The 26,192-nt window shown below is 52.5% G+C and carries 38 protein-coding genes; 5 read left to right on the top strand and 33 right to left on the bottom strand.

From position 1 onward, the window contains the following. The first annotated feature begins 28 nt into the window (after positions 1 to 28). A complete protein-coding gene (locus DXB92_RS13315; RefSeq protein WP_147330007.1) occupies positions 29 to 457 on the top strand; it encodes a hypothetical protein in 429 nt (142 codons plus the stop codon). A 421-nt stretch (positions 458 to 878) separates the two neighbouring features. Here the strand turns inward: DXB92_RS13315 and rplQ are convergent, their stop codons facing one another. From rplQ to DXB92_RS02305, 33 genes are all read right to left on the bottom strand, one after another. Beyond that, the gene (gene rplQ, locus DXB92_RS02465; RefSeq protein ID WP_021681237.1) at positions 879 to 1,220 is read right to left on the bottom strand and encodes a 50S ribosomal protein L17; all 342 of its coding nucleotides are present in this window, start codon (positions 1,218 to 1,220) and stop codon (positions 879 to 881) included. Between the two features lie 98 nt (positions 1,221 to 1,318). Beyond that, positions 1,319 to 2,272: a DNA-directed RNA polymerase subunit alpha gene (locus tag DXB92_RS02460; protein WP_021681238.1), complete on the bottom strand. Its 954-nt coding sequence runs from the start codon at positions 2,270 to 2,272 to the stop codon at positions 1,319 to 1,321. 157 nt (positions 2,273 to 2,429) lie between these two features. Beyond that, positions 2,430 to 3,026, bottom strand: a complete 597-nt coding sequence (rpsD, locus tag DXB92_RS02455) for a 30S ribosomal protein S4 (protein ID WP_021681239.1) — start codon at positions 3,024 to 3,026, stop codon at positions 2,430 to 2,432. A 27-nt stretch (positions 3,027 to 3,053) separates the two neighbouring features. After that, the gene (gene rpsK / locus DXB92_RS02450) at positions 3,054 to 3,455 is read right to left on the bottom strand and encodes a 30S ribosomal protein S11 (RefSeq protein ID WP_021681240.1); all 402 of its coding nucleotides are present in this window, start codon (positions 3,453 to 3,455) and stop codon (positions 3,054 to 3,056) included. Between the two features lie 16 nt (positions 3,456 to 3,471). Beyond that, entirely contained in the window at positions 3,472 to 3,840 is a 369-nt protein-coding gene (gene rpsM / locus DXB92_RS02445; protein WP_021681241.1) for a 30S ribosomal protein S13, read from the bottom strand. A 34-nt stretch (positions 3,841 to 3,874) separates the two neighbouring features. Next, entirely contained in the window at positions 3,875 to 3,988 is a 114-nt protein-coding gene (rpmJ, locus tag DXB92_RS02440) for a 50S ribosomal protein L36 (RefSeq protein ID WP_000868342.1), read from the bottom strand. A 121-nt stretch (positions 3,989 to 4,109) separates the two neighbouring features. Beyond that, positions 4,110 to 4,328, bottom strand: a complete 219-nt coding sequence (gene infA, locus DXB92_RS02435) for a translation initiation factor IF-1 (protein WP_021681242.1) — start codon at positions 4,326 to 4,328, stop codon at positions 4,110 to 4,112. 42 nt (positions 4,329 to 4,370) lie between these two features. Continuing rightward, positions 4,371 to 4,613, bottom strand: coding sequence for a KOW domain-containing RNA-binding protein (locus DXB92_RS02430; protein WP_021681243.1), 243 nt, complete (start codon positions 4,611 to 4,613; stop codon positions 4,371 to 4,373). A gap of 13 nt (positions 4,614 to 4,626) precedes the next feature. Beyond that, a complete protein-coding gene (gene map, locus DXB92_RS02425) occupies positions 4,627 to 5,379 on the bottom strand; it encodes a type I methionyl aminopeptidase (RefSeq protein WP_117732209.1) in 753 nt (250 codons plus the stop codon). After that, the gene (locus DXB92_RS02420) at positions 5,376 to 6,011 is read right to left on the bottom strand and encodes an adenylate kinase (RefSeq protein WP_117732208.1); all 636 of its coding nucleotides are present in this window, start codon (positions 6,009 to 6,011) and stop codon (positions 5,376 to 5,378) included. The genes map and DXB92_RS02420 overlap by 4 nt, the downstream gene beginning before the upstream one ends. Positions 6,012 to 6,028: 17 nt before the next feature. Beyond that, positions 6,029 to 7,354, bottom strand: a complete 1,326-nt coding sequence (gene secY / locus DXB92_RS02415; protein WP_117732206.1) for a preprotein translocase subunit SecY — start codon at positions 7,352 to 7,354, stop codon at positions 6,029 to 6,031. Position 7,355: 1 nt separating this feature from the next. Further along, positions 7,356 to 7,796, bottom strand: a complete 441-nt coding sequence (gene rplO, locus DXB92_RS02410) for a 50S ribosomal protein L15 (RefSeq protein ID WP_021681247.1) — start codon at positions 7,794 to 7,796, stop codon at positions 7,356 to 7,358. Between the two features lie 27 nt (positions 7,797 to 7,823). Then, positions 7,824 to 8,000, bottom strand: a complete 177-nt coding sequence (gene rpmD / locus DXB92_RS02405; RefSeq protein ID WP_021681248.1) for a 50S ribosomal protein L30 — start codon at positions 7,998 to 8,000, stop codon at positions 7,824 to 7,826. 12 nt (positions 8,001 to 8,012) lie between these two features. After that, positions 8,013 to 8,513: a 30S ribosomal protein S5 gene (gene rpsE / locus DXB92_RS02400; RefSeq protein WP_021681249.1), complete on the bottom strand. Its 501-nt coding sequence runs from the start codon at positions 8,511 to 8,513 to the stop codon at positions 8,013 to 8,015. An 18-nt stretch (positions 8,514 to 8,531) separates the two neighbouring features. Next, positions 8,532 to 8,891 (bottom strand): 50S ribosomal protein L18, encoded by a 360-nt coding sequence (gene rplR / locus DXB92_RS02395; protein WP_021681250.1) that lies wholly within the window; start codon positions 8,889 to 8,891, stop codon positions 8,532 to 8,534. 20 nt (positions 8,892 to 8,911) lie between these two features. After that, entirely contained in the window at positions 8,912 to 9,457 is a 546-nt protein-coding gene (rplF, locus tag DXB92_RS02390; protein WP_117732204.1) for a 50S ribosomal protein L6, read from the bottom strand. Positions 9,458 to 9,472: 15 nt separating this feature from the next. After that, the gene (gene rpsH / locus DXB92_RS02385) at positions 9,473 to 9,871 is read right to left on the bottom strand and encodes a 30S ribosomal protein S8 (protein ID WP_021681252.1); all 399 of its coding nucleotides are present in this window, start codon (positions 9,869 to 9,871) and stop codon (positions 9,473 to 9,475) included. A gap of 31 nt (positions 9,872 to 9,902) precedes the next feature. Beyond that, entirely contained in the window at positions 9,903 to 10,088 is a 186-nt protein-coding gene (locus tag DXB92_RS02380) for a type Z 30S ribosomal protein S14 (protein WP_021681253.1), read from the bottom strand. Between the two features lie 17 nt (positions 10,089 to 10,105). Next, a complete protein-coding gene (gene rplE, locus DXB92_RS02375) occupies positions 10,106 to 10,645 on the bottom strand; it encodes a 50S ribosomal protein L5 (protein WP_021681254.1) in 540 nt (179 codons plus the stop codon). A 12-nt stretch (positions 10,646 to 10,657) separates the two neighbouring features. Next, positions 10,658 to 11,011: a 50S ribosomal protein L24 gene (gene rplX / locus DXB92_RS02370; protein ID WP_021681255.1), complete on the bottom strand. Its 354-nt coding sequence runs from the start codon at positions 11,009 to 11,011 to the stop codon at positions 10,658 to 10,660. Positions 11,012 to 11,026: 15 nt separating this feature from the next. Further along, positions 11,027 to 11,395, bottom strand: coding sequence for a 50S ribosomal protein L14 (rplN, locus tag DXB92_RS02365; protein ID WP_040646895.1), 369 nt, complete (start codon positions 11,393 to 11,395; stop codon positions 11,027 to 11,029). Between the two features lie 76 nt (positions 11,396 to 11,471). Beyond that, complete coding sequence (rpsQ, locus tag DXB92_RS02360) at positions 11,472 to 11,729, bottom strand: 30S ribosomal protein S17 (RefSeq protein ID WP_117732202.1); 258 nt, start codon at positions 11,727 to 11,729, stop codon at positions 11,472 to 11,474. A 16-nt stretch (positions 11,730 to 11,745) separates the two neighbouring features. Beyond that, a complete protein-coding gene (gene rpmC, locus DXB92_RS02355) occupies positions 11,746 to 11,937 on the bottom strand; it encodes a 50S ribosomal protein L29 (protein WP_021681258.1) in 192 nt (63 codons plus the stop codon). Beyond that, the gene (gene rplP / locus DXB92_RS02350) at positions 11,937 to 12,359 is read right to left on the bottom strand and encodes a 50S ribosomal protein L16 (RefSeq protein WP_021681259.1); all 423 of its coding nucleotides are present in this window, start codon (positions 12,357 to 12,359) and stop codon (positions 11,937 to 11,939) included. The genes rpmC and rplP overlap by 1 nt, the downstream gene beginning before the upstream one ends. Continuing rightward, positions 12,359 to 13,153 carry a 30S ribosomal protein S3 gene (gene rpsC, locus DXB92_RS02345; protein ID WP_021681260.1) on the bottom strand — a complete coding sequence of 265 codons (795 nt, stop codon included), beginning with the start codon at positions 13,151 to 13,153 and terminating at the stop codon, positions 12,359 to 12,361. Before rpsC ends, rplP begins: the two co-directional genes overlap by 1 nt. A gap of 21 nt (positions 13,154 to 13,174) precedes the next feature. Beyond that, the gene (rplV, locus tag DXB92_RS02340) at positions 13,175 to 13,510 is read right to left on the bottom strand and encodes a 50S ribosomal protein L22 (RefSeq protein WP_117732200.1); all 336 of its coding nucleotides are present in this window, start codon (positions 13,508 to 13,510) and stop codon (positions 13,175 to 13,177) included. 18 nt (positions 13,511 to 13,528) lie between these two features. Continuing rightward, the gene (gene rpsS / locus DXB92_RS02335) at positions 13,529 to 13,810 is read right to left on the bottom strand and encodes a 30S ribosomal protein S19 (protein ID WP_021681262.1); all 282 of its coding nucleotides are present in this window, start codon (positions 13,808 to 13,810) and stop codon (positions 13,529 to 13,531) included. Positions 13,811 to 13,830: 20 nt separating this feature from the next. Beyond that, on the bottom strand, positions 13,831 to 14,664 hold the full coding sequence (gene rplB / locus DXB92_RS02330; protein WP_117732198.1) for a 50S ribosomal protein L2: 834 nt from the start codon (positions 14,662 to 14,664) through the stop codon (positions 13,831 to 13,833). Between the two features lie 74 nt (positions 14,665 to 14,738). Beyond that, positions 14,739 to 15,062, bottom strand: coding sequence for a 50S ribosomal protein L23 (rplW, locus tag DXB92_RS02325; protein WP_021681264.1), 324 nt, complete (start codon positions 15,060 to 15,062; stop codon positions 14,739 to 14,741). After that, positions 15,059 to 15,685, bottom strand: a complete 627-nt coding sequence (gene rplD, locus DXB92_RS02320; protein ID WP_021681265.1) for a 50S ribosomal protein L4 — start codon at positions 15,683 to 15,685, stop codon at positions 15,059 to 15,061. Before rplD ends, rplW begins: the two co-directional genes overlap by 4 nt. A 17-nt stretch (positions 15,686 to 15,702) precedes the next feature. Beyond that, positions 15,703 to 16,335, bottom strand: coding sequence for a 50S ribosomal protein L3 (gene rplC / locus DXB92_RS02315; protein ID WP_021681266.1), 633 nt, complete (start codon positions 16,333 to 16,335; stop codon positions 15,703 to 15,705). A 109-nt stretch (positions 16,336 to 16,444) separates the two neighbouring features. Next, positions 16,445 to 16,759 (bottom strand): 30S ribosomal protein S10, encoded by a 315-nt coding sequence (rpsJ, locus tag DXB92_RS02310; protein WP_021681267.1) that lies wholly within the window; start codon positions 16,757 to 16,759, stop codon positions 16,445 to 16,447. A gap of 1,115 nt (positions 16,760 to 17,874) precedes the next feature. Beyond that, positions 17,875 to 18,663, bottom strand: a complete 789-nt coding sequence (locus DXB92_RS02305) for a TatD family hydrolase (RefSeq protein WP_117732196.1) — start codon at positions 18,661 to 18,663, stop codon at positions 17,875 to 17,877. Positions 18,664 to 19,454: 791 nt separating this feature from the next. Here DXB92_RS02305 and alr point away from each other — a divergent pair. From alr to DXB92_RS02285, 4 genes are all read left to right on the top strand, one after another. After that, positions 19,455 to 20,603 carry an alanine racemase gene (gene alr / locus DXB92_RS02300; protein WP_021680820.1) on the top strand — a complete coding sequence of 383 codons (1,149 nt, stop codon included), beginning with the start codon at positions 19,455 to 19,457 and terminating at the stop codon, positions 20,601 to 20,603. A 257-nt stretch (positions 20,604 to 20,860) separates the two neighbouring features. Then, positions 20,861 to 23,833, top strand: a complete 2,973-nt coding sequence (locus tag DXB92_RS02295; RefSeq protein ID WP_117732194.1) for an acyl-CoA dehydratase activase-related protein — start codon at positions 20,861 to 20,863, stop codon at positions 23,831 to 23,833. Positions 23,834 to 23,890: 57 nt separating this feature from the next. After that, on the top strand, positions 23,891 to 25,129 hold the full coding sequence (locus tag DXB92_RS14315) for a 2-hydroxyacyl-CoA dehydratase (protein ID WP_117732192.1): 1,239 nt from the start codon (positions 23,891 to 23,893) through the stop codon (positions 25,127 to 25,129). Next, positions 25,129 to 25,608, top strand: a complete 480-nt coding sequence (locus DXB92_RS02285; RefSeq protein WP_021680823.1) for an SLOG family protein — start codon at positions 25,129 to 25,131, stop codon at positions 25,606 to 25,608. The genes DXB92_RS14315 and DXB92_RS02285 overlap by 1 nt, the downstream gene beginning before the upstream one ends. Positions 25,609 to 26,192: the final 584 nt, after the last annotated feature.

Genomic DNA, 26,192 nt, shown 5'->3' with positions numbered 1-26,192 from the left:
CGCCAGACCAGCCGGCTCGCATTTTGCCATGCGTCCGGCAGTTTCGCACAAAAATGGCACGTTTCAGGCTGGCAGAACCTGCCGGATACGGGCAAGGGGACACCGGAAAATCAAGGCGGTGTTCCCGCATCCTGGCGGCTTTTCTGCTTATATGTTCCTGCACTGCAGGGCAGGCAGAAACCTTCATTCAAATTATACTCTAAAACTCGCAAAATGTAAAGAGAGATACGCATTTTTTAGTAGAATTGTACAAAATATAGACTTCATTTTTAGAGTATTCCACAAGAAACGCAGTGCGTTTTCGACAAAAACCGGCGGTTTTTTGGAATCAGCACCGGCAGACCGCCGGAAACGGGAATTTTTTGCGAAAAAACGTTTTCCACAAGTTTTCCTCTTTGGTGGATTTTTTGTGGAAAACACCTCCGCCGTCATCCGAAATGGTTTTTCACAATGTTGAAAACTGTGCCGGATTGACGCGGCTTGTCTTTTCCACAAAGCTGTGGGAGAAGTTTTCCACTTTGGGGAATGCGGACACTGCTTAATAGCCTCTCCTGAAAGGAGAGGGGGACCGCCGTTAGGCGGTGGAGAGGTTTTTTCGTAAAATGTTTTTATAGTGTTTTCGGCATAAGTGGAAACCCCTCAGTCAGTGCTACGCACTGCCAGCTCAGCACAAGGCACGCCCTGCGGGTGCCCTTTCAGGGGAGCCTCACTTGTCAAACTTCATAATTTGGCACAATTTGAATCAACATATTTTTGAAAATTGATTTCCGTGCCATGTCCCTGCATCTGGACAGACCCGCACAACAAAACAGGCGAAGCACCTGTACGATGCTTCGCCTGTCTGTTACGGCACACGGCGGTGCCGGCTATTACACAACTTATACCAGCTTGATGATTGCCATCTCTGCTGCGTCGCCGCGGCGAGGTCCAATCTTCACGATCTGGGTGTAGCCGCCCTTGCGGTCAGCATACTTCGGTGCGATTTCGTCAAAGAGCTTCTTTGCAACGCTCTCCTTGGTTACATAAGCCATAACCTGACGCTTTGAATGCAGATCATCCGACTTTGCGATAGTGATCATCTTTTCAGCAACTGCACGTACTTCCTTGGCACGAGTGACAGTTGTTTCGATCTGACCATTTTCCAGCAGGAATGTTACCATTCCACGCAGCATCGCCTTTCTGTGATCGGTCGGTCTGCCCAGTTTTCTGGTACCCGGCATTGTTATTCACTCCTTTTTCTAGCTGCAGAGCCGTCCCGCGGCGGGGACAGGATTCTGCAAGGCTCGGTCTTGTTGAACGTCTGATCGAAACCAGACGCTTAGTCTTCCTCACTAGCGAGATCAAAGCCCAGGGACTGGAGCTTTTCCCGCACCTCATCGAAGGACTTCTTACCGAGGTTACGGACCTTCAGCATTTCTTCCTCCGACTTGTTGATCAAATCGTCCACGGTATTGATTCCGGCACGCTTTAAGCAGTTGAATGACCGCACGGAAAGATCCAGTTCTTCGATAGTCATTTCCAGGATCTTTTCCTTACCCTTATCGTCCTTTTCTACGAGCACTTCTGCAATGCTGGCTTCATCAGAGAGATCGATGAACAGCCGGAGGTGCTCATTGAGGAGATTGGCTGCCTGAGAGATTGCTTCCTTGGCAGAGATGGTGCCGTCTGTCCACACTTCCATAGTGAGCTTGTCATAGTCTGTGACCTGACCCAGACGGGTGTCTTCTACCTGATAGTTGACTTTCAGAACAGGGGTATAGATGCTGTCTACTGCGATCACGTCGATAGGCGTATTCATCATCTGCTTGTTACGCTCTGCAGAAACGTAGCCTCTGCCCTTATCAATGACGATTTCCATATACAGCTTTGCACCCTTACCCAGAGTTGCGATATGCATACCCGGGTCGAGGATATTCACTTCAGAGTCGGTTTTGATGTCGCCGGCGGTAACTTCGCACTCGCCCTCTGCTTCGATATAGACCGTTTTCGGTCCGTCGCCGTAGAGCTTTGCGGTGAGTCCCTTCAGGCTGAGAATGATTTCCGTCACATCCTCTTTTACACCGGGAATCGTACTCAATTCATGGTGTACGCCATCGATCTTCACGGAATTCACAGCCACACCGGGCAATGAGGAGAGCAGCACACGCCGCAGACTGTTGCCAAGGGTGATACCATAGCCACGTTCCAGCGGTGCCAATACAAACTTACCGTATTTTCCGTCGCTTCGCAGATCCACTGTGTCGAGTTCCGGCTTTTCAATCTTCTCCAGCATAAAAACACCCTCCTATGCTTGGTAGCTTTGTCTGTGGTTGTTCCTGACATACCACGGCCGCAGATGCTCCTTGGTACGGCAGGACCTTGCATCAGACCACTCCTGAGGCATACGCCCCGGGAGTGATCCTTCTCTATGTTCCGTAAATTGCAAATGATTACTTGGAGTACAACTCGACGATCAGGTGTGCTGCAACCTCATAGTCCAGATCTTCCGGCTTTGCCATACGAACGACCTTTGCGGAAAAGTTTTCCTTATCCGGTTCCAGCCATACCGGTACGGTACGGTCTGCGGTCTGTTCTGCAACGTCCTTGAACTTTGCACTGTCACGGCTGCCTTCTGCCAGAGCGACTACGTCGCCTTCCTTGACACGATAAGACGGAATATTCACATGCTGGCCGTTTACGGTAAAGTGGCCGTGTGTTACCAGCTGTCTTGCTTCTCTGCGGGTCAAAGCGAGACCCATGCGGAATACAACGCTGTCCAGACGGGATTCCAGACAAGCGATCAGGTTGTCACCAGCCTTGCCTTCCATCTTGCTTGCGATTTCGAACAGGTGGAAGAACTGCTTTTCGCCTACACCGTAGATGAACTTCAGCTTCTGCTTTTCCTTCAGCTGCATTCCGTATTCAGAAACCTTTCTGCGGTTTCCGGCACCCGGATTACGGTTAGACTGCTTGGAGATACCCATAACCATCGGGCTGATACCCAGATAGCGGCATCTCTTGAGAATCGGTTCTCTGCTTACTGCCATGATATATTACACCTCCTGTAAGTGTGATTAGACACGACGTCTTTTCGGCGGACGGCATCCGTTGTGGGGAATCGGAGTAACGTCCTTGATCATCTTCACTTCCAGACCAACGGTCTGCAGTGCACGGATCGCAGCTTCACGGCCGGATCCCGGACCCTTTACGTATACTTCTACAGACTTCAGACCGTGTTCCATTGCTGCCTTTGCTGCGGTTTCAGCAGCTGTCTGTGCAGCGAACGGAGTAGACTTTCTGGAGCCGCGGAAGCCCAGTCCGCCAGAGCTTGCCCAAGAAATGGCGTTGCCCTGTGTGTCGGTGATGGTTACGATGGTGTTGTTGAATGTGGACTGAATGTGTACAGCACCGTTTTCAATGTTCTTACGCTCTCTGCGGCGGCGAACAACAACCTTTTTGCCTTTCTGCTGTGCCAAAACGAAACACCCTCCCTTACTTCTTCTTGTTTGCGATGGTCTTTACCGGACCCTTGCGGGTTCTTGCGTTTGTCTTGGTACGCTGCCCTCTTACCGGCAGGCCCTTGCGGTGACGCACGCCACGGTAGCAACCGATTTCAACGAGTCTTTTGATATTCAGAGCAACTTCACGGCGAAGGTCGCCTTCTACTGTGATGTGCTTGTCGATATAGTCACGCAGCTTTGCAACGTCTTCTTCGGACAGATCCTTGACGCGGACATCCGGATTGACACCGGTACCTGCCAGAATCTCATCTGCTGTGCTGCGGCCGATTCCGTAGATATAAGTCAGACCGATCTCGATCCGCTTATTCTTCGGAAGGTCTACACCTGCTATTCTTGCCATTCTTCCTGCACCTCCATGTTAAAAAATCCCGAGCTTAGCCCTGACGCTGCTTATGCTTCGGATTTTCGCAGATTACCATTACTTTGCCTTTACGCTTAATCACCTTGCATTTTTCGCAAATCGGCTTTACGGAAGGTCTTACTTTCATTGCAACTGTCCTCCTTCTCGGAACAACTGTGCAGCCGGCCGATATGCCGTCTGCATACTTTACGATAGAAAACAGCATTCCGGTTACCGGAACACGGTTTCCCTGTGCGTTATCTGCACAATTACTTGGCTCTCCAAGTGATTCTGCCCTTGGTCAGATCATAGGGCGACATCTCGACAGTCACCTTATCGCCCGGCACGATACGAATGTAGTTCATCCGCAGCTTACCGGAAACGTGTGCCAGAATGGTGTGCTTGTTTTGCAGCTCCACCTTAAACATTGCATTGGGCAATGATTCGAGAACGACGCCTTCTACCTCAATGACATCCTGCTTTGACAAATTGATAACCTCCCCAATGGGTATCTTCGGGGCGTGGACGCGTTAGTCGCACGCCTGATATTGTTTCAACACATTTCTGAGCTTTTTATCCGTGACACCGTCCAGTTCCACGAACTGATCCGTCCGCTGGAGATGACGGAGATTTTTTCGTTTCGGAGAAGCGAGCTTCCGCCGTTTGCCGTCTGCGATGAGGGCATATCCGCCGTCCACCGACAGCACCACGAAAAAATTCCCCATATCCCGTCCGGCGAGTGCACGGACCACCAGACCCTTTGTCAGTTCCATTCGGAAACCTCCGTTACGGTCGGGTGAGAATCACCGGTCCGTCCTGCGTCACTGCGATTTCATGTTCGAAATGTGCCGCAAGAGAGCCGCTGCGGGTCACGACGGTCCAGCCGTCACCGAGCACACGGACGGCATCGCCTTTTCCGTTAATCATCGGTTCAATGCAGAACGTCATGCCGGGCATCAGCCGCATGCCGTGGCCGGGCTTGCCGTAATTCGGCACCTCCGGATCCTCGTGCATCTCACGGCCGATTCCGTGTCCGCAGTATTCCCGTACAATACCGTACCCACGGGAACCGCAATATTCTTCCACGGTATGGGACACATCGCCGAGGCGTGCCCCGACCTTTGCCGCATCGATCGCAGCGTAAAGGCTGGCTTCTGTCACACGCAGCAGGTCTGCCGCTTCTTCCGAAATGTCGCCCACGGCGAATGTGTATGCCGTGTCGCCGACGAATCCGTTAAAAGTTGCACCCACGTCCACGCTGACGATGTCGCCCTCGCGGATCACGCGTTTGTGACTGGGGATACCGTGAATGATCTCGTCGTTGATCGAAATGCAGGCACTTGCCGGAAAACCGCCGTATCCCAAAAAGGTAGGAACCGCACCGCAGCCCACGATGAAATCGTGAATGGATTTGTCCAGCTGCTTTGTTGTCATACCGGGGTGAATTACCTTGCCGGCATGTACCAGAGCATTTGCAGCGATTCTGCCTGCTTCCCGCAATTTCTGTATATCAGATTTGGATTTAATGGTCACACTCATTTTACGCCCACAGCCTTCAATACCAGAGCCGTGGTATCCGCAACTTCTTCCTGTCCGATCACGGTTTCCAGCTTGCCCTGCTTTTCGTAATACGCCTTCAGCGGTTCAGTGGTCTTGTGGTACACTGCCAGACGATCCAGCACGGTTTCGGGCTGGTCATCCTTGCGGATGATGGTCTTGGCACCGCACTTGTCGCAGACACCCTCGACCTTTGACGGCTTGAACTGAATGTGATATGTTGCACCGCATTCCTCGCAGACACGTCTGCCGGAAACACGCTGCTGAATGGTTTCGTCGGGAACGAAGATCTCCAGAACCTTGTCGATCTTCACGCCCATTTCGTCCAGTGCCTCGGCCTGCGGCACGCTGCGGGGAAAACCGTCCAGAATGAAGCCATTCTTGCAGTCATCCTGTGCAATGCGTTCCTTCAGGATCCCGATGACAATATCGTCGGAAACCAGAGCACCGCTGTCCATTGCAGCCTTTGCCTTGACACCGTATTCGGTGCCGGTGCGGACTGCCTCACGCAGCATATTGCCGGTGGAAATCTGCGGGATCGACAGTGCCTGTGAGATCACTTCGGCCTGAGTACCCTTGCCGGCACCCGGTGCACCTAAGAGAATCAGATTCATGGAATATGCCTCCTTATTTATTCGAGGAAGCCCTTATGATGACGCATCATCATTTCAGACTCCAGCGTGCGGACGGTTTCAAGTGCTACGCTGACAACGATCAGGATGGTGGTACCACCCATTGCCAGAGAACTGAGGTTCGGGTCCATCCAGTTCAGTGCGATCGGGAAGATCGCGATGATACCGAGGAAGAATGCACCCACCAGAGTGATCTTGGAGAGAACACGCTGGATATAGTCGGAAGTCGGCTTACCCGGACGAATGCCCGGAATGCCGCCGTTGCTCTGACGGAGGTTGTTGGCGATTTCGATCGGATTATACTGCATGGACACATAGAAGTAGTTGAATGCAATGATCAGAATGAAGTAGATCAGAGCGTAGGTCCAAGTTCTTGTATTAAAGAAGTTGATAAATCCGTTATAGAACTTCTGCCAGAAGCCGGTGGGATCATCGTATACCGGCTTGAACAGGCTGATCGTGCTGGGCAGGGACATAAAGGACATGGCGAAGATGATCGGCATAACGCCGCTCATGCAGACCTTGACCGGAATGTGTGTAGACTGACCGCCGTACTGCTTTCTGCCGACAACACGTTTTGCGTACTGGATCGGAATCCGGCGTTCGGAAGCGTTCATGAAGACAATGAAAGCGATCATTGCGATAAACAGGATCAGAATGCCCAGAGATTCGAAGAAGTAACGCTGGGGTTCGTTCTTGGTGAGTTCTCCCAGTGTACCTGCCATAACCGGAAATCTTGCGAGAATGCCGGCGAACAGGAGCATGGAGATACCGTTTCCAATACCCTTATCGTTGATCTGGTTGCCCATCCATACGACGATGGAAGTACCTGCGATAAAGGAAAGGATGATGACAAATGCGATAAAGACGTTGGCTGCCTTGGAACCGCCGTCCACAACTGCATTCATCTGATTCTTCAGAGTCAGATAATATGCAAAGGACATAAATATGGACAGTGCCAAAGAAACGGCAGCGGTGATTTTGTTGAGCTTTTTCTGTCCTTCTTCACCCTCATCACGCATACGCTCCAGCGGAGGCAGTGCATATGTCAGCAGCTGCATGATGATGGAAGCGTTGATGTATGGTGTGATAGACAGAGAAAATACGGTTGCCTGCGACAACGCACCACCAGTGATAATATCCAGATATTCGAGGAAGTTACCGCCGGTCGCGTTAGAAGCCATCCAGGTGCTTACCGTAGAGGTATCCAGAAACGGAACAACTACGGCACTGCCAAGACGGAAGATCAGGAGCATCAGTAATGTGTACAGGAGCTTTTTGCGGATCTCCGCAATACTCCAAGCATCTCTCAACGTCTTGAACACGTTACATCACCTCTGCTTTTCCGCCAGCCTTTTCGATTTTTTCGACTGCACTCTTTGTAAACTTTGCAGCCTTTACAGTCAGCTTGGTTGTCAGCTCACCGTCACCGAGTACCTTAACGCCGTCGCAGGTCTTCTTGATCAGACCAGCTGCCTTCAGCAGCTCTGCATCAACGACAGTACCCTCTGTGAACTTGTTCAGATCGGAAACGTTTACGATCGCGTATTCCTTTGCAAAGATGTTATTGAAACCTCTTTTCGGGATACGTCTGGTCAGCGGCATCTGACCGCCTTCAAAACCGATGCGTACACCGCCGCCGCTGCGGGCGTTCTGACCCTTATGGCCCTTACCTGCGGTCTTACCGTTACCGGAACCATGACCACGGCCGATACGCTTTACTTCTTTTGTGGAGCCCGGAGCCGGGGACAATTCGTGAAGCTTCATGCTATGTGCACCTCCTTAGATATTAACTTATGCTTCTGTTACCTCTACGAGGTGAGAAATTTTCTGAATCTTGCCGAGGGTTGCCTCATTTTCAGGCTGTACGCTGACATCGCCGACCTTCTTCAGACCCAGCGAATTTGCTGTAGCAATCTGATCCTTCTTGCGACCGATCAGGCTTTTTACGAGCTTGATATTCTTTGCCATTTCGCACCCTCCTTATTTGTAGATTTCTTTCACAGACTTGCCTCTCTTTTCAGCAACTTCTGCTGCTGTTGTGCAAGAAGCCAGACCGTTGATGGTTGCACGTACCACGTTGCACGGGTTGTTGGAACGCAGGGACTTTGTACGAATGTCCTTGATACCTGCAACTTCGATGACTGCACGAACCGGACCGCCGGCGATCACACCGGTACCGGGAGCAGCCGGCTTCATCAGAACTTCGCCTGCACCGAACTTTCCGACGATTTCGTGCGGAATGCTGGTACCCTTCAGCGGGATCTGAATGAGATTCTTCTTGGCATCTTCGATGCCCTTGCGGATTGCGTCCGGTACTTCGCCGGACTTGCCGAGACCGAAGCCCACGATACCGTTTCCGTCGCCTACTACAACCAGTGCAGCAAACTTCATGATACGGCCGCCCTTTACGGTCTTGGATACTCGGTTAATGGAAACGACCTTTTCAGCCAGTTCCAGTCCCTGCGGATCAATTTTAGCCAAAGTAATACCTCCCCTGTTTTAGAACTTCAGTCCGTTTTCTCTTGCACCCTCAGCGAGTTCCTTGACTCTGCCGTGGTACAGATAGCCGCCTCTGTCGAATACAACATCCGTGATGTTCTTTTCTGCTGCACGCTTTGCGATCATTTCGCCAACCTTGCGAGCACCATCGACATTGCCGCCTTCGCCTTCAAATGCCTTATCCATGCTGGATGCGGAAGCCAGTGTTACACCATTGACATCATCGATCAGCTGTGCATAGATGTGCTTTGTAGAACGGTAAACGCTCAGACGGGGACGCTCAGGAGTACCGGAGATCTTCGACCGAACTCTTGCGTGTCTTTTTGCTCTGGCTTTCTTGCTATCCATCTTTTTAATCATAGCGGTTTACTCCTTTCTGCTTACTTCTTGCCCTTGCCGGCTTTACCTTCCTTGCGGATGATACGCTCGTCGACATAGTGGATACCCTTGCCCTTATAAGGCTCCGGCGGACGCTTTTCACGTACTTCTGCGGCAAACTGGCCAACCTTCTGCTTGTCGATACCACTTACGACAATGGTATTCGGCTGCGGAACGTCCAGCTTGATGTCGTCATTCTCAGATACGATGACCTGGTGAGAATAACCCAGATTCATGACAACGTCCTTGCCCTTCTTTGCGGCACGATAGCCGACACCCTCGATGATGAGGGTCTTGGAGTAACCGTTGGTTACGCCTTCGATCATATTTGCAATCAGTGTTCTGGCCAGACCGTGCAGGGAACGGTGTTCCTTGTCATCAGTCGGACGAGTTACGATCACTTCGCCGTTTTCTACTGCGATGCTCAGTTCCTTGGAGAACTGTCTGGACAGTGTGCCCTTTGCACCCTTTACGGTAACCAGATTTTCGTCGCACTTTACTTCAACGCCGGAAGGAACACTGATCGGTTTTTTTCCTATTCTTGACATAATCCTGTGTCCTCCTTACCAAACGAATGCTAAAACTTCGCCGCCGACGTTCAGCTCACGAGCCTTCTTGTCTGTCATAATGCCCTTAGAGGTAGAAACGATTGCAATACCCAATCCCTTGCGTACCTTCGGCATATCTTCACAACTGGAATAGATACGCAGACCCGGCTTAGAAACCCGACGCAGACCGGTGATGACCGGAGAACGATTGTCTGTATACTTCAGTGTGATGCGGATCACGCCCTGCTTGCCGTCCTCAATTACCTGAAAGCCCTTGATATAGCCTTCGTCCAACAGGATCTGGGTAATTGCCTTCTTGACATTGGAAGCGGGAACGTCAACTGTGGCGTGCCGTGCGGAACTCGCATTACGAATTCTTGTCAGAATGTCTGCTATTGTATCTGTAATCTGCATGCCAATGACCTCCTTTTCGTAGAACTCCTTTTTACCAGCTTGCCTTCTTTACGCCCGGGATCTTGCCCTCATGAGCCAGCTCGCGGAAGCAAACACGGCAGATGCCGTACTTTCTCAGATAAGAATGGGGTCTTCCGCAAATCTTACAACGGGTGTAAGCACGAGTGGAAAACTTGGGAGTTCTCTGCTGCTTTAATTTCATTGCTTTTTTTGCCATGACTGTTTCCTCCCTGATTACTTCGCGAACGGTGCACCGAGCAGAGAGAGCAGTTCTTTTGCTTCCTCATCGGTCTGTGCCGTTGTGATGAAGTTGATATCCATACCTCTTACCTTATCGATCTTATCGTACTCGATTTCCGGGAAGATCAGCTGTTCCTTGATACCGGTAGAGTAGTTGCCCTTACCGTCGAAGGAGTTGCCGTTGATGCCGCGGAAGTCACGTACGCGGGGGAAGCTGACATTAAACAGCTTGTATACGAACTCATACATCTTTTCGCCACGCAGGGTTACTTTTACGCCGATCGGCATGCCCTCACGCAGTTTGAAGTTTGCGACAGACTTCTTTGCACGGCAAACGACCGGCTTCTGACCGGTGATTGCTGCCAGATCTGTCATGATCGCATCGATCACCTTTGCATTTTCCTTTGCTTCGCCGGCTGCTACGTTTACAACAACCTTGTCGAGCTTCGGGATCTGCATGACATTTTCATAGTTGAATTTCTTCATCATTGCAGGAGCAACGGTGCTATTGTAGTAATCTTTCAATGTAGACATATCGTTTCTCCTTTACTCAAAAGATTTGCCGCACTTCTTGCAGACACGCAGCTTCTTGCCGTCTTCGATCACATGACCAACTCTGGTCGGCTGACCGCACTTCGGGCAAACCAGCTGTACCTTAGATGCGTACAGTGCACCTTCGGTTTCCACAATGCCGCCGACCTGACCCATGCGGGTCGGCTTTACGTGCTTGGTTACGACGTTGAAGCCTTCAACGATAACTTTGCCTTCCTTCGGGCTGACAGCTACGACCTTACCGGTCTTTCTGCCCTTGGACTTGTTGTCCTTATCGTTGTACAGATATTCGTCCTTACCAGTCAGCAGGATAACGGTGTCGCCTGTTTTTACGTGTACCTTACTCATCTTGACACCTCCGCCTTACAGTACTTCCGGAGCGAGGCTCAGGATCTTCATATAATCCTTATCACGGAGCTCTCTTGCTACCGGCCCAAAGATACGAGTGCCCTTCGGGTTTTTGTCATCACGAATAATTACAGCAGCGTTCTCATCGAAGCGGATATAGGTTCCGTCTTCTCTGCGAAGGCCCTTCTTAGAACGAACGATTACGGCCTTAACCACATCGCCCTTCTTTACCACGCCGCCGGGTGTTGCTTTCTTAACAGATGCGACTACGACATCGCCGATATTGGCATATCTTCTGCGAGTGCCGCCGAGAACTCTGATGCACATCAGTTCTTTCGCACCGGTGTTATCCGCAACCTTCATATAAGACTGCATCTGAATCACAGCGAGTTCCTCCTTTCAGAATCGCTTCCGACCTTATCGGAAACCGTTCTGTTTGTACTCTATAGATGTTTTCGACTTACTTTGCCTTTTCGATGATCTCGATCACACGCCATCTCTTGTCCTTGGACAGCGGGCGGGTCTCCATCACTTCAACGCGGTCGCCGACTCTGCACTCGTTCTTTTCGTCGTGTGCCTTCAGGCGAACGGTTCTCTTGACAATCTTCTTATACAGCGGGTGTTTTACATTGTCGATGATTGCAACAACGACGGTCTTATCCATCTTATCGCTGACAATCATGCCGACTCTGGTTTTTCTCAAATTTCTCTCAGCCACAGTAAAACCCTCCTACTTACTGCTGTGCAGACAGACGCAGTGCTGTCTTTACACGAGCAATGTCCTTTTTAACAGCCTTAATGCGAGCTGTATTTTCAAGCTGATTTGCTGCGAGCTGGAAACGAAGTGCAAAGAGCTCTTCCTTCAGGCTGTCCAGCTTTGCGTTCAGCTCATCTACCGGCATATTTTTGATCTCGGTTGCTTTCATTACTGCTCGCCTCCTTTTTCAGCCTTTACAAACTTACACTTGATCGGCAGCTTGTGCATTGCCAGACGCATTGCTTCGCGTGCGGTTTCTTCCGGTACGCCAGCAATTTCGAACAGAACTCTGCCCGGCTTAACAACAGCTACCCAGTACTCCGGAGCACCCTTACCGGAACCCATTCGAGTACCCAGCGGCTTCTTAGTCACGGGCTTATCCGGGAAGATCTTGATCCAAACCTGACCGCCACGCTTGATATAACGAGTCATAGCGATACGGGCTGCTTCGATCTGGTTTGAGGTGATCCATGCCGGTTCCAGTGCCTGGATACCGAACTCACCATTGCTTACAAAATTACCTCTGGTTGCCTTACCCGTCATACGTCCTCTGTGTACGCGACGGTATTTTACTCTCTTAGGAAGCAGCATTACTGGTTACCTCCTTCTCTTCTAGCATCGCGGCGGAAATTGCCGCCATTTCTGCGGTCACCGTTCCGGTTGTCACGACGGCGGCGGTCATCTCTGCCTCCGCGGTTGTTGTCCCGGGACTTTCTCTCTACCTTTTCTCTCTGAGCGGCAGCCTTAGCAGCGTCACCCTTGAGAACTTCGCCCTTATAGATCCAAACCTTTACGCCGATACGGCCGTAAGTGGTGTGGGCTTCTGCGAAACCATAGTCAATGTCAGCACGAATGGTCTGCAGCGGAATGGTACCTTCGTGATAGCTTTCGGAACGAGCGATTTCTGCACCGCCCAGTCTGCCGGAAACCTTTGTCTTGATACCCTTTGCACCCAGACGCATGGTTCTGCCGATAGACTGCTTCATAGCACGGCGGAAGGAGATACGATTCTCCAGATCCAGTGCGATCTTTTCAGCTACCAGCTGTGCATCCATATCCGGCTGCTTTACTTCTACGATGTTGACATAAACCTGCTTGTTCAGCATTTTTTCCAGCTGTGCACGCAGCTTTTCGATCTCTGCACCGCCGCGGCCGATAACAACGCCCGGCTTTGCACAGTGAATATGGATTCTAACCTTATCTGCGAAACGCTCGATCTCGATCTTCGGAACACCTGCTGCATACAGGTTCTTCTTGATGAACTTACGAACGTTGTAATCTTCTACCAGCGTATCGCCGAAGTCAGACTTATTCGCAAACCAGCGGGAATCCCAATCTTTAATGACGCCGACACGGAGACCGTGCGGATTAACCTTCTGGCCCATAACTCAACCTCCTACTGGATTTTACTCTTCTTCTTTCAGAACAATCGTAATATGTGAAGTTCTCTTCAAAATGCGATAGGCTCTGCCCTGTGCTCTCGGCATGATCCGCTTCATGGTCGGACCTGCGGTAACGAAGCACTCTGCAACATAAAGATTATCCTTATTCATGCTGTGATTATTTTCTGCATTTGCAATTGCGGACTTCAAAAGCTTTTCCAGCAGCGGGCTGGCAGCCTTCGGAGTGAGGTCCAGAGTTGCCAGTGCGATATCCACAGGCTTGTTACGAATCAGATCCAGAACGATCTGTACCTTGCGAGGTGAAATGCGGGCATTTCTCAGATATGCTCTTGCTTCCATGTGATCTCCTCCTTCCGCTTACTTTCCGTTATTGGATGTCTTGGAACCAGCGTGACCTTTAAAGGTTCTTGTCGGTGCGAATTCACCCAGTTTGTGTCCTACCATGTCTTCTGTGACATATACCGGCACGTGCTTACGGCCGTCATGCACAGCGATGGTGTGGCCTACGAAATCCGGGAAAATGGTAGAAGAACGGCTCCATGTCTTGAGCACTTTCTTCTCGCCGGCTTCGTTCATTGCCTGTACACGCTTGAGGAGGACTTCCTGGACGTAAGGTCCCTTTTTGATACTTCTGCTCATGAGTGTGTTCCTCCTTTCCCTTATCTACCGTTGCGGCGTTTTACAATATACTTATCGGATGCCTTGTGCTTTGCACGGGTCTTATAACCCAGAGCCGGCTTACCCCACGGAGTAACAGGTCCCGGACGACCGATCGGAGATTTACCTTCACCACCACCGTGCGGGTGATCGTTCGGGTTCATAACAGAACCTCTGACAGTCGGTCTCCAGCCCTTGTTTCTCATGCGGCCAGCCTTACCATAGTGTACGTTTTCGTGGTCAACGTTAGAAACCTGACCGATAGAAGCACGGCACTCGATCGGCACTCTTCTCATTTCGCCGGAGGGCAGACGAACCAGTGCGAACGCACCTTCCTTGCCCATCAGCTGTGCCATGTTGCCTGCACTGCGGACCAGCTGAGCACCCTTGCCCGGATACAGTTCAATCGCATGAATGAAAGTACCTACCGGAATGTCAACCAGCTTCAGTGCGTTGCCCGGCTTGATGTCTGCATCAGAACCGGAACGAACAGTGTCGCCTACCTTCAGACCGTCAGCTGCCAGAATGTAACGCTTTTCGCCGTCTTCATACTGAACCAGAGCGATGAAAGCACTTCTGTTCGGATCGTATTCCAGAGTCAGAACAGTTGCATTCATGCCGTCCTTGCTGCGTTTGAAATCGATGACACGATATTTTCTGCGGTTTCCGCCGCCTCTGTGGCGAACGGTGATTCTGCCGTAGCTGTTGCGGCCCGAGTTCTTCTTCATCGGCTCGAGCAGGCTCTTCTCCGGCTTTACCTTCGACAGACCCGAATAATCGGTCACAGTCATATTTCTGCGAGAGGGGGTCGTCGGTTTATAGGTCTTAATGGCCATTCTTTTTCACTCCTCATAAAATGCCAGATTTGCGGGAGCATTACTCCCATACTTGTTACGATCGTTGCCGTAACTTAGAACATACCGTCGAAGAATTCGATGGTACCCTTACGCTTCTTGCCGTCCTTGTCCGGAGTCGGCTCCGGATTGATGGTGATGACAGCCTTCTTGAAGTCCGGACGCTTGCCGACGCTTCTGCCCATACGCTTGGTGTGACCGGTGCAGTTTACGGTGTTTACCTTCAGAACCTGTACCTGAAACAGTTCTTCTGCTGCCTTTGCAATCTCAACCTTGTTGGCGTCCTTTGCAACCTTGAAAGTGTACTTGCTCTCAGCCATGTCATCGACGCTGCGTTCGGTGATGACCGGAGTCAGAATAATATCCTGTGCTGCTTTCACTTTGCATACACCTCCTCGATTTTTGCGACAGCATCCTCTGCAACGATGAACTTGTCATAGTTGAGGATGTCATATACATTCAGGGTGTTGACAGCTGCTGTCTTCACGCCTGCGATATTTGCTGCACTCTTAACGACCTTCTGGTCAGCCTCAGCGGTAACCAGCAGAGCCTTGCCCTCTACGTTCAGTGCCTTGAGCATTGCAACGATGGTCTTGGTCTTGAATTCTTCCACCTTCAGGCTGTCCAGAACGATCATGTTCTGATCCAGAACCTTTGTGGAAAGTGCAGACTTCATAGCAAGTCTTCTTGCCTTCTTGTTCAGAGCGTAACGATAGTCACGGGGCTTCGGGCCCAGTGCAACGCCGCCGTGTGTCCACTGCGGAGCACGGATGGAACCCTGTCTTGCGTGACCTGTACCCTTCTGTCTCCACGGCTTTCTGCCGCCGCCGGCAACCTCAGTACGAGTCAGAGTGGACTGTGTACCCTGACGCTGATTTGCCAGATAATTTACGACCATTGCATGCATCACTGCCTCGTTAGGAGTCACTGCGAAAACTGCATCCGAAAGTTCTCTCTCAGATACCTGCTTGCCAGCCATATCCAATACTGCAATCTTTGCCATTGATGTTTCCTCCTTCCTTACGCTTTCACGCTGTCAGTGATGACAACAATTCCGCCCTTGATGCCCGGGATCGCACCCTTGATGGCAATCAGGTTATTTTCACTGTCAACCTTTACGATTTCCAGATTCTGTACGGTAACCTTTTCAGCACCCATGTGACCTGCCATGCCCTTGCCCTTGTAGATACGGGACGGAGAGGAGCATGCACCCATGGAACCAGCCTGACGGTGAACCGGACCAGTACCGTGAGTTTCCTTCAGTCTGTGCTGATTGTGACGCTTGATCGCACCTGCAAAACCTTTACCCTTGCTGGTACCGCTGACATCAACACTGTCGCCTACTGCGAAGGTGTCTGCCTTTACGACATCGCCTACGTTCAGGGCTGCACAGTCTGCCAGACGAAATTCCTTCAGCGTCTTCTTGGCAGCAACGTCTGCCTTTGCGAAGTGACCCTGCATCGGCTTGGTAACGTGCTTGGTCGTTACATCGCCGAAGCCCAGCTGAACTGCTTCATAGCCGTCGTTTTCGGTTGTCTTCTTCTGAATGACAACGCACGGACCGGCTTCTACAACAGTTACCGGAATCACTTTTCCGGCTTCATCGAAGATCTGAGTCATGCCGACCTTCTTGCCGATAATTGCTTTCTGCATTTTGATTTCCTCCTGTTGGTTATTGGTTGACGAGTCAGATCCGTCAACATGACCGCGGCATGCCTGCCGCCGTGCGGTGGTTTTCCACCGCTTTCAGAATCAGAGATTCTTACTTGAGTTCCATCACGATGTCTACGCCTGCCGGAATTTCCAGCTTCTGCAGAGCCTCGGTGGTCTTCTGTGTCGGACGTACCACGTCGATCAGACGCTTGTGTGTACGACGCTCGAACTGCTCACGGCTGTCCTTGTACTTGTGAGTTGCACGCAGGATTGTGATGATCTCCTTATCGGTCGGGAGCGGGATCGGACCCGAAACCTGAGAACCACTTCTCTTTGCTGCCTCTACGATCTTAGCTGCTGCTGCATCTACAGTTGCATGCTCATAGCCCTTGATCTTGATTCTGATTTTTTCGTTGACTGCCATTCTTTTCGCCTCCTTTGTACTATTGGGGGCTGGAGAATCGCTTCTCCATCAGGAACTTTCCACGCCGCCGGGTGTTCCCGGCATCTGTTTATAAAAAAACTCGAAAACCAAAGATGTTTCCGAGCCAGCATAAACAGCAGTACAGCACGAACCGGCATAGCTGTCGCCATGCGGAACTAGTGTGTACACAGACTGTGTCGTTATCCTGATTCGCCCGGTTTGAAATCGGACATACTCCACGAAAATTCCCCGACATACCGCCAGCAACCTTTCGCTTCATCGCATATCTATTGCAATCACGCTTGTATATTATAGCATGTCTGCAAAAGAATTGCAAGCCCCTGCGGACATTTTCTTCCGATTATTTTGTAAACTTTTCGTGAATCCGGAAAAAGTGGCTGTCCGAGCCGAAACTGCCGGCAAAATCACAGGCGGCTGCCCATGTCAGGCATTATAAATAGTATGCCAGTTTTCTGCTCCGGCAGTTGTTTCCCAGAAACAACTCTAACTCTTACTCTTACTCTATCTCTTACTCTACGTCACATTGTGCACCGCACGTGTCACAATGTGCATCATACGGTGCACAGGGCGTGATTACCCTTGTAGTGCAGGGCTTTTCTGACACAGGCGGGACGATGTGGGCATCGTCCCCTACGGACAGCACGGAAAACCTCATAGATTTCCATCAACAAAAATCCCCCGGAGGGGTGAACAGGCGGCTTGTCCGCCGTAACATTACCCTTTTCACAGTTGAGATTGGGGGGGTAAGGTCAGCGGCGGCTTGCTATCCTTGAGCAAGTCTGCCGTCGCCATTTCCGCTGGGCGACGGGCTGACCCGCCGCTTTCTTTACTGAAAAGAAAAAAAAGAGTTCGCATTTCACCTGTACTGTAAGATTCAAGCATCACCCGAAGATTACACAGAGAATCTTCCACTGATGTAAAATCTTTTGTTTAACGTTGAGAGTTACGTAGGAACCCCTCCACCGCCTAACGGCGGTCCCCCTCCCCTTTCAGGGGAGGCTTTATTTCCACCAACAAAAATCCCCCGGAGTGGCGAACAGGCGGCTTGTCCGCCGTAACATTACCCTTTTCACAGTTAAGATTGGGGGGTAAGGTCAGCGGCGACTCGCCGCCGCTGACCGAATTCCAAATAAAGCTTCTCCGTTCCGGCAGGTCTGTTCCAGAATCGTCTGGGTGTCCGTGCCGCGTACCAGTGCGGCAGCTTCGGCAGTGTAGGGGATCATGCGGCTGTCGCAGCGTTTCCCCCGAAAAGGCACCGGTGCCATGTAGGGACAGTCCGTTTCCAGCACCAGCTTATCCTCCGGCACTTCCGCCAGAGCCTTCAACGCCTTTTTCGCATTCTTGAACGTCAGCACGCCGGTGAACCCGATATACATGCCCAGCTTCAGCACTTCCCGTGCAGTTTCCGCACTGCCGGAGAAGCAGTGCACCACGCCGCGGGGACGAAACTCCTGCAAGATCCGCAGATAGTCCTCGGTGCAGTCCCGTGCGTGAATAATGACCGGCAAGTCCAGCTGCTTGGCAAGATCCAGCTGTTCCCGCAGCAGCACACTCTGGCTCCCGCGGTCGTAACCCTCATAGTGATAGTCCAGCCCGATCTCCCCGATCGCAACAACTTTCGGGTGCTTCGCCAGCTGCTCCAGCTGTGCCAGATAATCGGCGGGCTGCTGTCCGGCAGTTTCGGGGTGAATGCCCACTGCCGCGTAGATGTAATCGTAGCGGTCGGCAAGGGCAATGCCGGCGGTGCTGTCCTCCAGCGTGGTGCCGGCAAGGACAGCGTGGACAATGCCGGCTTCAGGCAGTGCCGACAGGACTTCGTGCCGGTCTGCATCAAATGCACTGTCGGTGTAGTGGCTGTGGGTGTCAAAAATCTGGGTAAACATGGCAGTTTCCTTTCTGTAAAGGCAATACCGCACAAAGATTGTGCGACAGATGCGTCGTCAAATTTTTCGTCAGATGAAACAAAAAGCGGAGTGAATACTGGATGTATTCACGAGCATTTTTGTGAAATATGAGAGTCTGTTTCGTATCTGACGTATGCAGATTGCGTCGTCAGATTTTTTGAGAGATGAAGGGAAAAACGGAGAAAATCCTTTGTGGATTTTCGAGTATTTTCCCGAAATATCTCGGAAAATATGCACGCAAGATGCGTGCGGGAAGATACGAAACAGGCTCTGACGGGAAATTTGCAAGCAGATGGCGTGCAAAGTCACCAGACGCTCTTTGTGCGGTATTGCCTAAAGTGTTTGTCCGATTGTGGGGTTTGTCGAAAAACCGCCCTGCCGGACAAACGAAATCTATTCATATCTAAGACTTGCAATTTTCCCCGTTTCGTGCTATACTAAAGGGTATGCCGGCATTGCCGCGACCGGTTTCGGCATCGGCACCCGGCATAGAAAATGCAACCTAATCATACCATATTTGATAGAAAATTGCAAGCAGGACAATGGAAAAATCGGCGAGTAGAAATAAGCCTCCCCTGAAAGGGGAGGGGGACCAGCGGTAGCTGGTGGAGGGGTTTTTCGGGGAATCTTTTTGGTTTTACAGGAAAATCTTTTAATCAGTTTGTAACTGCTAGTTCTGCTCAAACAGCTGCTTTTACACGCCCTGCCTGCACCCCCGCCTGCCGTATCACTGCGGCGGAGCCGTATCCGGAAAAGGAACGTGATGGATCATGGAACAAGAACAGCAGAAACGCTATCGTGCGTGGGCAGAGATCGACCTGAACGCACTGACGCATAATGTACAGACCGTGCAGAACCGTCTGCCGGCACAGACGCAGTTTATGGCGGTAGTCAAGGCGAACGCCTATGGACACGGCGACGCTGCGATCTGCCAGAAGCTCTGGGAACTGGGAGTCCGCTGGTTTGCGGTTTCCAATCTGGAAGAAGCCCTTTCTGTCCGGCAGCTTTGCCCCTATGGAGAGATCTTCATTCTGGGCTATACGCCGCCGGAGTTTGCACCGGAACTGGCACGGAACAACATCATTCAGGGCGTGCTGTCGCTGGAATATGCCCGACAGCTGCAAAGTTTCGCCCACCAGCCGGTTCGCTGCCACATCAAGCTGGACACCGGCATGGGACGCATCGGCTTCCGGAGCAATACGCCGGAGGACTGTGCCAAGGCTCTGCTGCCCCTGTTCGAACTGGATAAGTTGTCCATTGAGGGCATCTACACCCACTTTGCCGTGGCAGACTCGGTAGATGCAGATGACATGGCGTATACGCAGGCACAGGAGGACTTTATCGTTGCCGTATATGACCGGCTGGCGGAACTGGGACACACCCTGAAGCATCTCCACTTCATGAACAGTGCAGCCACCGTGACACGCCCCAACCCCAGAGCCACGCTGGCACGGGTGGGCATCATCATGTACGGACTGGAACCCAACTACCCCGTGCATGTGCCTATGGAATTGCAGCCGGTAATGTCCCTGCGGAGCGTGGTTTCCCACGTGAAGCAGGTCGATGCCGGCACGTGTATCAGCTACGGCAGAACCTACACTGCCGACAAGCCCCGTACCATTGCCACAGTGACCATTGGCTACGCCGACGGCTACGCACGGCTGCTGTCCAATCAGGCGGACGCACTGCTCCACGGCAGACGCTGCCCCATCGTGGGACGGGTCTGCATGGATCAGCTGATGCTGGACGTGACCGACGTGCCGGAAGAAGTCAAGCCGGGGGACGTTGTCACCATGTTCGGCACGGACGGCGAAGAAACCATTACCGCCGACGAACTGGCAGCCCTGTACGGAACGATCGGATACGAGATCGTCTGCGGCATTTCCAAACGTGTGCCCCGTGATGTGATCGGAGCATAATTTCCCTGTAATAGCCTCCCCTGAAAGGGGAGGGGAACCGCCGCTAGGCGGTGGAGGGGTTCACTGAAATCTTTTTCAGGCAAACTACGTTCCCCGCCGCACGGAAAATTTTCCATTGCAATCCCCGAAAAAATCAGGTACAATCATTTTATATAAAAGCTAAAATCCAGAAGTTGAAATCTCTGTCCCGCGGGAATGCCTGCCGGACAAATCGTGAAAGCCGACGCAGATGCGTCACAGGAAAGGAGCAGCTATCCATGCTTGAAACACAAAAGATCCCGTATGCACTGGGCATTGACGTGGGTTCTACAACGGTCAAGACGGTTCTGCTGACGGAGATGGGCGAAGTGCTGTCTTCCAGCTATGAACGCCATTTCTCCAAGGTCAGAGAAACCGTATGCACCAAGCTGGCATCACTGGCACAGGAATATCCGGACGTCCAGCTCCGTGTCAGCATCACCGGTTCTGCCGGTCTGGGTCTGGCACAGGCGGCGGGGCTGCCCTTTGTACAGGAAGTGCACGCGGCGTTTCTGGCAGTGAAGCGGCGGTATCCCGAAGCCGATGTGGTGATCGAACTGGGCGGCGAAGATGCCAAGATCATCTTCCTCACCGGCGGCGTGGAGCAGCGTATGAACGGCAGCTGTGCCGGCGGTACCGGTGCCTTTATCGACCAGATGGCGACTCTGCTGGACGTAAGCGTGGATCAGCTGGACAAAATGGCACAGGCAGCCGAAAAGGTGTATCCCATTGCTTCCCGCTGCGGCGTGTTCGCCAAGTCCGACATTCAGCCCCTGCTGAATCAGGGAGCACGGCGGGAGGACATCGCTGCCAGCATCTTTCAGGCAGTGGTAGACCAGACGGTTTCCGGTCTGGCACAGGGCAGACGCATTGCCGGAAACGTGCTGTTTCTGGGCGGCCCGCTGTCGTTCCTGCAAGGGCTGCGGAACGCCTTTACCAGAACGCTGGAACTGGACGAAGAACACGCCCTGTTCCCCGAAGACGGCAGAACCTTTGTGGCATACGGCAGTGCCGTGTCTGCATCTTCCCTGACGGATACATACACCTTGACAGAACTGGAAGAACTGCTCCGGAACGCCAAGACTCAGACGGCTCTGGTGGCAGACAAGCCGCTGTTCAGCTATCCGGAGGAATACCAGCGGTTTCAGGAACGCCACGCCGCCCATGATGTGGCACGGGGCGACTACCGCACCTATGCCGGCAAGGCGTATCTGGGCATCGATGCCGGCTCCACCACCACCAAGATCGTGCTGCTGTCGGAAGACCACAAGCTGCTGTACGAGTTCTACGCTTCCAATAAGGGGCAGCCGCTGGACTGCATTCAGCGGGAGCTGTCCGCCCTGTACGCCGACCTGAGTCCGGACTGTCAGATCTGCGGCAGTGCCATCACCGGCTATGGAGAAGACCTGATCCGTGCCGGACTGGGCGTGGACTTCGGCATTGTCGAAACGGTGGCACACTTCAAGGCGGCTTCGTTCTTCTGTCCGGAGGTGGATTTCATCATCGACATCGGCGGACAGGACATCAAGTGCTTCCAGATCAAGAACCACAGCATCGACAGCATCATGCTGAATGAGGCATGTTCCTCCGGCTGCGGCTCGTTTATTCAGGCGTTTGCCGTGGCACTGGGCTATGACATTGCCGAGTTCTCCAAGCTGGGACTATTCGCAGAACACCCCGTTGATCTGGGCTCCCGCTGTACCGTGTTCATGAACAGCAGCGTCAAGCAGGCACAGAAGGACGGTGCGACGGTAGAGGATATTTCCGCCGGTCTGTCCGGCTCCATTGTCAAGAACGCGATCTATAAGGTCATTCGTGCCCGCAATCCGGAGGAACTGGGACAGCATATCGTGGTGCAGGGCGGCACCTTCCTCAATGATGCCGTGCTCCGCTGCTTCGAACGGGAGATCGGTCACGATGTCATTCGTCCGGCAATTTCCGGTCTGATGGGGGCATTCGGTGCGGCTCTGTACGCTCAGGAAAAGAGCACCGGCACCAGCACACTGCTGAATCCGCAGCAGTTACAGGAGTTCTCCTATACCGCAAAGGCAGCCACCTGTAAGGGCTGTACCGCACACTGTGCGTTGAGTGTGATCCGGTTCAATAACGGCGGCAGATTTATTTCCGGAAACCGCTGTGAAAAGGGTGCCGGCAAAAAGGAGAGCGAACAGCTGCCGAATCTGTACGAGTGGAAGTACCGGAAAATCCTCTCGCTGGAGCAGGAAAATCAGCCCGCAGAGCCGAAAGCCACGGTGGGACTGCCGCTGGCACTGCACTACTACGACCAGATGCCCCTGTGGCACACGTTCTTCACAGAACTGGGCTTCGCGGTGAAGTTCTCCGAGGAGAGCACCCGCGGCACCTACTACAAGGGACAGAGCACCATTCCGTCAGATACGGTCTGCTATCCGGCGAAGCTGACACACGGACACATTGAGAGCCTGCTGGAAAAAGGCGTGGACTTCATCTTCTACCCCTGCATGAGTTACAACATCGACGAGGGCGATTCCGACAACCACTTCAATTGTCCGGTGGTGGCGTATTATCCGGAACTGCTCATGGCGAACTGCGAAAAGCTGAACCACAACAATTTCCTGTACCCGTTCCTCGACCTGAACCGCCGCGGACATGTGGTCAAGACGCTGTCCACCATATTCAGCCGCTATGCCACGAAAAAGCAGGTGGAAACGGCACTGGAACACGGCTTTGCAGCACTGGAACAGTACCGGAAAGACATCACCGCCGAGGGCGAGGAGATCGTCCGGCAGGCACGGGAAGCCGGCAGGCAGATCATCGTGCTGGCAGGCAGACCGTACCACATCGATCCGGAGATCAACCACGGCATTCACAAGCTGATCGGCAGTCTGGGGCTGGCGGTCATCACCGAGGACAGCGTGGCACATCTGGCACAGACACCGGAATTGCAGGCACTGAACCAGTGGACGTATCACTCCAGAATGTACCGTGCCGCCAAGTATGTCACCACACAGCCGGATATGCAGCTGGTACAGCTGGTATCCTTTGGCTGCGGTATCGATGCCATTACCACAGATGAAGTGCGGCGGATTCTGGAAACCGGCGGCAAGCTGTACACCCAGCTGAAGATCGATGAGATCAGCAATCTGGGAGCCATCAAGATCCGCCTGCGGAGCCTGATCGCCGCAATGGAACAGACACAGGAACAGAAGCAGACAGAGCCGGAAACGGCGTGAGATCTTTTCCTCAGACACCCACCGCAACCCGAGCATTCCAAGGAGGTAACCATACATATGGCATACGCAAAGTTTACACCGGAAATGAAAAAGACCTATACCATTCTTGCACCCAATATGCTCCCCATTCACTTCCACCTGCTCATCCGCATTCTGGAACAGTTCGGGTATCATGTAGTGCTGCTGGAATCCACCTCCCGCACCGTGGTGGAGGAAGGTCTGAAAAACGTCCACAACGACACCTGTTACCCTGCCCTGCTGGTCGTGGGACAGTTCATGGAAGCCCTGAAAAGCGGCAAGTATGATGTCGATCACACCGCCCTGCTGATTACCCAGACCGGCGGCGGCTGCCGTGCGTCCAACTATATCCACCTGCTGCGGAAGTGCATGGCGGAACAGTTCCCGCAGGTGCCGGTGCTCTCCCTGAACTTTGCCGGACTGGAAAAGGACTGTAGTCTGGAACTGACACCGGCACTGTGCCTCAAAATGGTCTACGCTGTCCTCTATGCGGATCTGCTGATGACCCTGTACAACCAGTGTCGCCCCTATGAACTGAACGAGGGCGAGTCCCAGCAGGTGCTGGACGCATGGCAGGAGAAGCTGCCCAAGCTGTTCGAGAGCAACAAGTTCCTCTCTGCGGAAAAGATCTACACCCAGATTCTCAAGGACTTCGCGGCGATCCCCCGCAGCAAAAAGCCCAAGATCAGGGTGGGCATCATCGGCGAAATTTACGTCAAGTATTCGCCGCTGGCAAACAATCATCTGGAGGACTTCCTCATTTCCGAGGGCTGCGAGCCGGTGGTTCCCACCCTGCTGGAATTTATCCTCTACTGTGCCGCCAACAGCGAAACCAACAGCCACCTGTACGACTACAAGAACTTCAAGACGCTGGCGTTCGGGCTGGGGTATAAGTTCCTCCACAGCAAGCAGGTGCAGATGATCAAGGCGATCCAGAAGCAGGGCGAATTCACCCCGCCCCACGACTTTGAAGACCTCCGCCGTGCTGCGGATAAGTATATCAGTCAGGGCGTTTCCATGGGCGAGGGCTGGATGATTACGGCAGAAATGGCAGTGCTGGCGGAAACCGGCACGGAGAACATCATCTGCACCCAGCCCTTCGGCTGTCTGCCCAACCATATCGTGGCAAAGGGCATGGCGAGAACCATTAAGAACGCCTATCCCAACGCCAACATTGTGGCGATCGACTACGACCCCGGTGCGACACGCGTCAATCAGGAGAACCGCATCAAGCTGATGCTGGCGAACGCCAAAATGGAGCAGGAGAATCAGGTGTAATGGTGCGTTCCATTTGTTTTACCGGTCACCGGCATATTGTCAGGACAGAGCTGCCGGCACTGCTGAAAGAGCTGCGACGGGTGCTGGAAACTGCCATTCCGCAGGGCTTTGTGGACTTTTACGCCGGCGGTGCACTGGGGTGGGATACCTATTGTGCACAGACGGTGCTGGATCTGCGGGAGGAGTATCCCTGTATTGCCCTGCATCTGGTGCTGCCCTGTTCCCGCGGGGAGCAGACGGCACGCTGGACAGAGGCACAAAAGGCAGCCTATGACTGCATTTTTCGGGAAGCGGATTCCTGCGAATTCGTGTCGGAGGAATACACGAAAAGCTGCATGCGGCTGCGGAACCAGCGGCTGGTGGAACTGGCGGACTGCTGTATCTGCTATTGCAGCGACCCCGCCGGCAGAAGCGGCACGGCTCAGACTGTGCGTATGGCAAAACAAAAAGGCATACCGGTCATCAATCTGGTGAAATAGAATAAAAAAGCCGTACCTTTTCGGGTACGGCTTTTGTTGTTGTGGAATGAGAGTGGTGAAGGGGTTCTGTGAAATCTTTTACTTCTGTTTCAGGTTTCACAGAAGAATCCCTCAGTCAGCCTGCGGCTGCCAGCTCAGCACAAGGCACGCCCTTCGGGTGCCTTTTCAAGGGAGCCTAGATACAAATGAGCCTCCCCTGAAAGGGGAGGGGGACCAGCGGAGCTGGTGGAGGGGTTCTGTGGAATCTTTTACTTCTGTTTCAGGTTTCACAGAAGAAATCCCTTCGTCTGCCCTTCGGGTGCCTTTTCAAGGGAGGCTATTGTGTAGAAACCCCTCCACCGCCTAACGGCGGTCCCCCTCCCCTTTCAGGGGAGGCTTTTTTGCCTTGTGAATTTTCGTCAACAAAACTCCCCCGGCGGGGCAAACAGGCGGCTGCCGCCGCCGTAACATTACCCTTTTCACTCTTGAGATTGGGGCATAGGGTCAGCGGCGACCCGCCGCTTTCTTTACTGAAAAGAAAAAAGAAGCAAAAAAAGAAAAGAGTTCGCGTTTCACTTGTACTACAAGGTCAAATATCACACGAA

The organism is Ruminococcus sp. OM06-36AC, from assembly GCF_003438725.1.
GTDB lineage: Bacteria > Bacillota > Clostridia > Oscillospirales > Ruminococcaceae > Ruminococcus_C > Ruminococcus_C callidus.
The sequence above is the reverse complement of the archived record's forward strand: the minus strand, read 5'-3'. Positions and strand labels throughout refer to the sequence as shown.

Coding starts and splice junctions, on each gene's coding strand:
- rplR (WP_021681250.1), bottom strand. CDS start 8,891: ATGATTAAAAAGATGGATAGCAAGAAAGCCAGAGCAAAAAGACACGCA.
- DXB92_RS02295 (WP_117732194.1), top strand. CDS start 20,861: ATGCTTGAAACACAAAAGATCCCGTATGCACTGGGCATTGACGTGGGT.
- rplO (WP_021681247.1), bottom strand. CDS start 7,796: ATGAAGCTTCACGAATTGTCCCCGGCTCCGGGCTCCACAAAAGAAGTA.
- DXB92_RS02460 (WP_021681238.1), bottom strand. CDS start 2,272: ATGCTGGAGAAGATTGAAAAGCCGGAACTCGACACAGTGGATCTGCGA.
- rplB (WP_117732198.1), bottom strand. CDS start 14,664: ATGGCCATTAAGACCTATAAACCGACGACCCCCTCTCGCAGAAATATG.
- rpsC (WP_021681260.1), bottom strand. CDS start 13,153: ATGGGCCAGAAGGTTAATCCGCACGGTCTCCGTGTCGGCGTCATTAAA.
- DXB92_RS14315 (WP_117732192.1), top strand. CDS start 23,891: ATGGCATACGCAAAGTTTACACCGGAAATGAAAAAGACCTATACCATT.
- DXB92_RS02380 (WP_021681253.1), bottom strand. CDS start 10,088: ATGGCAAAAAAAGCAATGAAATTAAAGCAGCAGAGAACTCCCAAGTTT.
- alr (WP_021680820.1), top strand. CDS start 19,455: ATGGAACAAGAACAGCAGAAACGCTATCGTGCGTGGGCAGAGATCGAC.
- rplD (WP_021681265.1), bottom strand. CDS start 15,685: ATGGCAAAGATTGCAGTATTGGATATGGCTGGCAAGCAGGTATCTGAG.
- DXB92_RS02305 (WP_117732196.1), bottom strand. CDS start 18,663: ATGTTTACCCAGATTTTTGACACCCACAGCCACTACACCGACAGTGCA.
- rplE (WP_021681254.1), bottom strand. CDS start 10,645: ATGTCTACATTGAAAGATTACTACAATAGCACCGTTGCTCCTGCAATG.
- rplP (WP_021681259.1), bottom strand. CDS start 12,359: ATGCTGCTTCCTAAGAGAGTAAAATACCGTCGCGTACACAGAGGACGT.
- rpsH (WP_021681252.1), bottom strand. CDS start 9,871: ATGCAGATTACAGATACAATAGCAGACATTCTGACAAGAATTCGTAAT.
- rpsM (WP_021681241.1), bottom strand. CDS start 3,840: ATGGCAAGAATAGCAGGTGTAGACCTTCCGAAGAATAAGCGGATCGAG.
- DXB92_RS02430 (WP_021681243.1), bottom strand. CDS start 4,613: ATGGAACTGACAAAGGGTCTGGTGGTCCGTGCACTCGCCGGACGGGAT.
- rplQ (WP_021681237.1), bottom strand. CDS start 1,220: ATGCCGGGTACCAGAAAACTGGGCAGACCGACCGATCACAGAAAGGCG.
- DXB92_RS02285 (WP_021680823.1), top strand. CDS start 25,129: ATGGTGCGTTCCATTTGTTTTACCGGTCACCGGCATATTGTCAGGACA.
- DXB92_RS02420 (WP_117732208.1), bottom strand. CDS start 6,011: ATGAATCTGATTCTCTTAGGTGCACCGGGTGCCGGCAAGGGTACTCAG.
- rplV (WP_117732200.1), bottom strand. CDS start 13,510: ATGGAAGCAAGAGCATATCTGAGAAATGCCCGCATTTCACCTCGCAAG.
- rplF (WP_117732204.1), bottom strand. CDS start 9,457: ATGTCAAGAATAGGAAAAAAACCGATCAGTGTTCCTTCCGGCGTTGAA.
- rpmC (WP_021681258.1), bottom strand. CDS start 11,937: ATGAAAGCAACCGAGATCAAAAATATGCCGGTAGATGAGCTGAACGCA.
- rplX (WP_021681255.1), bottom strand. CDS start 11,011: ATGAGTAAGGTACACGTAAAAACAGGCGACACCGTTATCCTGCTGACT.
- rpsD (WP_021681239.1), bottom strand. CDS start 3,026: ATGGCAGTAAGCAGAGAACCGATTCTCAAGAGATGCCGCTATCTGGGT.
- rpsJ (WP_021681267.1), bottom strand. CDS start 16,759: ATGGCAGTCAACGAAAAAATCAGAATCAAGATCAAGGGCTATGAGCAT.
- map (WP_117732209.1), bottom strand. CDS start 5,379: ATGAGTGTGACCATTAAATCCAAATCTGATATACAGAAATTGCGGGAA.
- rpmJ (WP_000868342.1), bottom strand. CDS start 3,988: ATGAAAGTAAGACCTTCCGTAAAGCCGATTTGCGAAAAATGCAAGGTG.
- DXB92_RS13315 (WP_147330007.1), top strand. CDS start 29: ATGCGTCCGGCAGTTTCGCACAAAAATGGCACGTTTCAGGCTGGCAGA.
- rpmD (WP_021681248.1), bottom strand. CDS start 8,000: ATGGCAAAGAATATCAAGCTCGTAAAAAGCCTGATCGGTCGCAAGAAG.
- rplC (WP_021681266.1), bottom strand. CDS start 16,335: ATGCAGAAAGCAATTATCGGCAAGAAGGTCGGCATGACTCAGATCTTC.
- rpsS (WP_021681262.1), bottom strand. CDS start 13,810: ATGAGCAGAAGTATCAAAAAGGGACCTTACGTCCAGGAAGTCCTCCTC.